The organism is uncultured Rikenella sp. (genome assembly GCF_910579375.1).
GTDB lineage: Bacteria > Bacteroidota > Bacteroidia > Bacteroidales > Rikenellaceae > Rikenella.
The window spans coordinates 1-5222 of sequence record NZ_CAJTUJ010000127.1 but is presented as its reverse complement, the minus strand read 5'-3'; the positions used below and the strand labels follow the sequence as shown (position 1 = coordinate 5222).

General features: G+C 55.7%; 6 protein-coding genes and 1 tRNA gene. 1 reads left to right on the top strand and 6 read right to left on the bottom strand.

Going from position 1 to position 5222, the window contains the following annotated elements:
• Positions 1-541: 541 nt before the first annotated feature.
• The 6 genes from QZ302_RS08375 to QZ302_RS08350 form a co-directional block, all read right to left on the bottom strand.
• Positions 542-1030 (bottom strand): biopolymer transporter ExbD, encoded by a 489-nt coding sequence (locus tag QZ302_RS08375; protein WP_294594408.1) that lies wholly within the window; start codon positions 1028-1030, stop codon positions 542-544.
• Between the two features lie 2 nt (positions 1031-1032).
• The gene (locus tag QZ302_RS08370) at positions 1033-1611 is read right to left on the bottom strand and encodes a biopolymer transporter ExbD (protein WP_294594406.1); all 579 of its coding nucleotides are present in this window, start codon (positions 1609-1611) and stop codon (positions 1033-1035) included.
• A gap of 12 nt (positions 1612-1623) precedes the next feature.
• Entirely contained in the window at positions 1624-2046 is a 423-nt protein-coding gene (locus QZ302_RS08365; RefSeq protein ID WP_294594404.1) for a hypothetical protein, read from the bottom strand.
• Between the two features lie 109 nt (positions 2047-2155).
• Entirely contained in the window at positions 2156-2965 is an 810-nt protein-coding gene (locus QZ302_RS08360; RefSeq protein WP_294594402.1) for a MotA/TolQ/ExbB proton channel family protein, read from the bottom strand.
• A gap of 446 nt (positions 2966-3411) precedes the next feature.
• Positions 3412-3499: transfer RNA gene (locus QZ302_RS08355), tRNA-Ser, on the bottom strand.
• Between the two features lie 183 nt (positions 3500-3682).
• Positions 3683-4696, bottom strand: a complete 1014-nt coding sequence (locus QZ302_RS08350; protein WP_294594400.1) for an asparaginase — start codon at positions 4694-4696, stop codon at positions 3683-3685.
• A gap of 5 nt (positions 4697-4701) precedes the next feature.
• Here QZ302_RS08350 and QZ302_RS08345 point away from each other — a divergent pair, with 5 nt between their 5' ends.
• Positions 4702-4971, top strand: a complete 270-nt coding sequence (locus QZ302_RS08345; RefSeq protein ID WP_294594398.1) for a hypothetical protein — start codon at positions 4702-4704, stop codon at positions 4969-4971.
• Positions 4972-5222 lie beyond the last annotated feature (251 nt).

Here is a 5222-nt window from a genome sequence, read left to right as displayed (position 1 = left end):
TCCCGGCAGTCGGAATGGGCAGCCTCTACCCCATTCTCTGTCCGCGCGCTGGCGGAAATCTTATTCAAAGCGCAAATCGCTTTGAATGATTTCCTACTCCAGCTGTCGCGCGCGGGTGAGCTTTGACCCGCCTGAAACTGTTCTCTTTGTAAACAAAGAGAACCAGAAAACCGACGCTGCCAGCGAGAGCAATGCAAACGCTGTTTGCAAATTGCCGAGCGGCGAGGAGGAACCGGGTAGCGTTCCGAGAGCAGAGACCGTTTACGGGCTATGCCGAGGTAGCACGAGGAAGCCTAAGGCAACGCGTAGCCAAACTTTAGACGGATGCTGCGCATCCTCAAACTGCCGGAGGCTCAAATCTCTGTCCGCGCACCAGGCAAATGAGTCCCAGCCTTCCCGCAACGCCTTTCGCAACAAAAAAGGGTTTCTCTCGAATGAGAGAAACCCTTAACTATCCTGTGCGAGTAAGTCTTAGAATTTTGAGTCGAAACCCGCTTAACTAAGCCTACTTCCACACAGCTACAACAGGCCCGATAAAAAGCTACCGCCCTTGCTGCGCCTTGTCTTTTTCCTTTGCCGCCGCATAGCTGATCGAAAGCGCATTAGCCCGCCGCAACTCCTGTTTGATATCCGTCACCAGCCCCATCTTGGTCGTGGCGTCGATCTTCAAGCTGACGGTCATATCCGGCCGTTCGTTTTCTTTCAGTTTGTCGCGTTCGGCAGCAATGAACTCGGTGATGTTGGTCAGCGAGCTGTACGCTCCGTTGAGCTGGATACGCGGCGCCGTCCCGAGTTGCTGAACGAACTCTTTCTTGGGCGGCCCCACATAGATGTAGCTGACCAAAGATTTTTTTTCGAGTTTCTGTGCTTCGCTCGCCTTCGGAGAGTCGATCTGCACCTTCAGTTCCACCTCGCGCATCGTCGTGGTGGCCATGAAGAAGAACAGGATCATGAAGACAATGTCCGGCAACGAAGAGGTAGAAATCCCCGGAGTACCTTTTCCTCCGCCCTTTCTTTGAATGATTGCCATAATTATTTTCCTCCTGTCAGGTTACGCGGTTCGGCTTCCGAGATTTTGACCGGAATCGCCTTGTTAATCGCCTTCTGCTGTTCAGGGCTCAGGTCGGAATACGGCCTCCCGAACGATTTTTGCGCCAGGTCGTTCTTCGCTTCGTTATAGGCCTTGGTCAGTTCGTTCTGCACCTTGAGGTACATTTCGTAACTGGTACCGCGGTCGTTCTGGAGCGAGATCAGCCCTTTGCTCACCGGATAGCTGCCGAGCAGCGGGATTTCGGTCATCTCCTTCTCCGGCATGGTGGGATCGTTGGTCGGGTTGGTGATAAAGGTTTTCGCCTTTTCGCTCAGCCCCGATATATCCATCCGTTGTCCCGCCACCAGGAGCTGGTTATTGCCGCTGACGAACACCTGGAGCACATTCCGCTCGTGGGCGTCCATCCCCGGGTCGTTGTCCTGTTCGACCAGGGGGGGCAATTTCCGGGAGATCCCCGAATCGACGTTCATCGAAGTCGTCATCAGCCAGAAGATGAGCAACAGGAACGCGATGTCGGCCATAGATCCGGAATTGATTTCTGGAACTTTTCTTTTCGCCATCTTCGTGAGCGGTTATTTTTTGATGAGTTTGTAGACTTCACCGAAGAGGATGCTGAGGATCACCCCGATGAAGGCGATGTAGGTGGCATAGAGTGCCGTATCGCTGAACTTGAGTTCGAACGAGTCGTCCATCGTCTTGCCGCTGGCGAGCCGGATCGGTTCGTCGCTCGCCAGAGCGTACGACACGAGGAGCACGACCACCAGCACACCCAGTCCGATCAACGAGCGGGTCGCGCTCTTCGGATTCTGGAAGACGGCGAACAGCGGCATGATAATCACCAGCGCAATCGTGAGGAGCACCATCACCAAAGCCCAGATGAGCATCATGTTGAGCGTCACGCTCTCTTCGCCTTCGACGAAAGTCGCTGCCCCGACAACCACCAGAATGGCCGAAACGATCAGGAGGATGTATTTAATAATCGAAAGGTATTTCATAGTTTCGTTTGTGCCAAAAGCACGCCACGGTCGCTCCCGCAGTCCGCCCGGCCGGGAAGTTCACTCCCTCGTCGGTCGCCGCACGGAGCCGGAGCCGTGTATGCGCGGGTTATTTTTTCAGGTATTTGGTCAGGATGTCCACCAGCGAGATGGAAGCGTCTTCCATCGAGATCACGATGCTATCGATCTTAGCAACCAGATAGTTGTAGAAGAGCTGGAGGATCACAGCGGCGATAAGCCCGGCCACGGTGGTCAAAAGGGCGATTTTCATCCCCCCTGCAACCAGCGCCGGAGCGATATCCCCTGCCGCTTCGATGGCGTCGAACGCCGCGATCATACCGACCACAGTACCCATAAACCCGAGCATCGGCGACAGAGCGATGAAGAGCGAGATCCACGACATACCGTTTTCCAGCTGCCCGGCCTGTACCGACCCGTAGGAAGCGACCGATTTTTCGACCACGTCAATCCCTTCGCTGGTCCGGTCGAGCCCCTGATAGAAGATCGAAGCCACCGGCCCGCGGGTATTGCGGCACACGTCCTTGGCAGCTTCGATACCGCCGTTATTCAGAGCATCTTCAACCTTTTCGAGGAGTTTTTTGGTATTTACGGTAGCGAGGTTCAGATAAATCACGCGTTCGATCACGATCGCCAGACCCAGCACCAAGCAGAGGAGGATCGGCGACATCCAGCCCACACCCCCTTCGATAAATTTCTGTTTCAGTGCCTGGTGCATCGGCTGCCCGCCCAAGTCTTCGCCGGCCACAGCGTCAGCAACGGCTTCTTCGGCCGGGGTGATTGCGTCGGTCTGTTCGGTCTGAGCCGCAGCGGTCGAGTCGGCAGCCTCTTGAGCGTACAGGTTCACGGTTCCGAAGGTCAGCAGACCTACCATGGACACGATTGTCAGAAGTTTTTTCATAGTGACGGTAATTTGATTAGTTGTTTTTTGTTTGTTTCGTTAGTTGTTCGTATGGTTTTCGCCCCGCAGTCGACGGGCGAAACGGTTCGGTTTCGAGTTCGGGAACGAGGCTCATGTTTTGAATCAACCGCCTCCTTATTTTACCGCTCCTGCCGTCCGGCATTGGAGTCCTCGAACGGGATTAACCGCGCGCTATGCAACTTGTTTTCTTTGTTTATGTCTCTCGTCAAGAGAAATTTTCGAATGCGGGATTAACTACACCGCTGCGCCGCTTGTTTTTCCCTTGCCTCCCGGCGGGCTCCCTGCAATCACCTCCCCCGAAAAACGCCCCCATGCCTGCATGTTTTGCACGGATGAATAGAAACTCTTCACCGAACAAGTTCGCTTCGATTTCCATTCATCCGTGCAACCCCGCTTTGCGGGCGCGTCATTTTTCGGCTCGATTGCGGAGGAAAAGGGATTCGAACCCTTGATACCCTTTTGAGGTATACACACTTTCCAGGCGTGCTCCTTCGACCACTCGGACATTCCTCCTTAAAAAATACAACCATCAAAAGACCGCATTACCGCGTGATCTCCAATGCGTTACAGCGCACCGAAGACCGACCGGCACGAGCCGGAATCGCGGGAAACGAGCCGTTTCAACGGGTTAAAGTTAGCATAAAAAATTTATTGTGTACCATCTCCCCGAAAAATTCCTCCATTTCGGCCCCTCCGTCAGACCGTCATTTCGCCCCGGATCGACATGCCGAGGTAGTTCACCAGCTGCCCTTTCGACAACCCGCGCCCCAGGAGATACATCAGCTTCGCCACCGCCGCCTCGGTCGTCATGTCGTGTCCGCTCACCACCCCCGCCTTCAGGAGCGCCCGCCCGGTGTCGTAGAGCTCCATATCCACGCTCCCCGCCGCACACTGCGTCACGTTGATCACCACGACGCCGCTGGCGACCGTTTCGGCCACCGTCTTGACGAACCACCCGTCTGTCGGGGCATTGCCCGCCCCGTAAGTCTCCAGCACGACGCCCCGCAGCCCCTCGACACGCAGCATGGCCCGGAAAATCTCAGGCCTCAACCCCGGAAAAATCCGCACCACAGCCACCCGCGTCTCCAATGCCGTATCGACTTTGAGCGACGGTAGAAAGCTGTCGACTTTCCGAATATACGGTTCGTTGTATTTGATTGCAATCCCGGCCTCGGCCAGCGAGGGATAGTTCGGGCTCCGGAAGGCGTTGAAGTGTTCCGCGTTGTATTTGATCGTCCGGTTGGCCCGCAGCAGGCTGTTCTGGAAATAGATACACACCTCGGGCACCGCCCCCGAGGCGGCGATTTCGATGGCCGAGACGAGGTTTTCGCGTCCGTCTGTCCGCAACACGCCGATCGGGATCTGGCTTCCGGTAAAGATGATCGGTTTGGCCAGATTCTCCATCATGAAGCTGAGCGCCGAAGCGGTATACGCCATCGTATCCGTCCCGTGCAGGACGACGAATCCGTCGTAGTTTTCGTAAGCGTCCCGAATCGTGACCGCGAGGCGTTCCCATTCAACGGGGCTGACATTCGAGGAGTCGATCACGGGGTCGAAAGCGACGGTGTCGATGCGTATCCCGAATTTGCGCAATTCGGGCACTTCGTTCCCGATTTGGGTGAAATCGAACGGGGCGAGGGATCCGGTTTCGGGGTTGGTTTTCATCCCGATCGTCCCGCCGGTGTATATGAGAAGTATCGACCTGTCCATAGATTATGTGCAAAGCTAACATTTTTATTTCGTACCGCGCATCCTCCCCGCCTCCGATCGTGCGCCTGTCGCAGCGCCCCGCCCCGGGCTACCGCGGGGCTGGTTTTGCCGGACGTTTGGGGACTCTGCATGGCGTCGGCGGCGAAGGCTCCGTTTGGTCTTCTTCATCTTACGAGACAAACAGCATCTACTTGCGTTTTTTCATGACAGAAGTCCAACCCGATATCGCCTACCTGCGCGGCCACGGTCTTCCGTTGCGTTGCCTCTCGGAATAAACGACACCCACAGGGTGTTTTACGGGCCGTGTCTACCCCAAACAACGGGCAGCCTCGGCCCAAATAATCGGCAACTTCTACCCGAACCAACCGGCCGGATCTACCTTAAATAACCGGCGGTCTCTACCCTTTCTTGGTCTGACTTTACGCGGGACGCGGAAGTGCCTTTGAACGGGACTTTCCCGTACTATTCGGACGGCGTAGCGGGTGAAAAATATGGTGCAGGGAACTACAAAGCCACCAACGGTCGT

Excerpts from the sequence above, each read along its gene's own strand:
- QZ302_RS08375 (WP_294594408.1), bottom strand. The coding sequence starts at position 1,030 with ATGGCAATCATTCAAAGAAAGGGCGGAGGAAAAGGTACTCCGGGGATT.
- QZ302_RS08370 (WP_294594406.1), bottom strand. The coding sequence starts at position 1,611 with ATGGCGAAAAGAAAAGTTCCAGAAATCAATTCCGGATCTATGGCCGAC.
- QZ302_RS08365 (WP_294594404.1), bottom strand. The coding sequence starts at position 2,046 with ATGAAATACCTTTCGATTATTAAATACATCCTCCTGATCGTTTCGGCC.
- QZ302_RS08360 (WP_294594402.1), bottom strand. The coding sequence starts at position 2,965 with ATGAAAAAACTTCTGACAATCGTGTCCATGGTAGGTCTGCTGACCTTC.
- QZ302_RS08350 (WP_294594400.1), bottom strand. The coding sequence starts at position 4,696 with ATGGACAGGTCGATACTTCTCATATACACCGGCGGGACGATCGGGATG.
- QZ302_RS08345 (WP_294594398.1), top strand. The coding sequence starts at position 4,702 with ATGTGCAAAGCTAACATTTTTATTTCGTACCGCGCATCCTCCCCGCCT.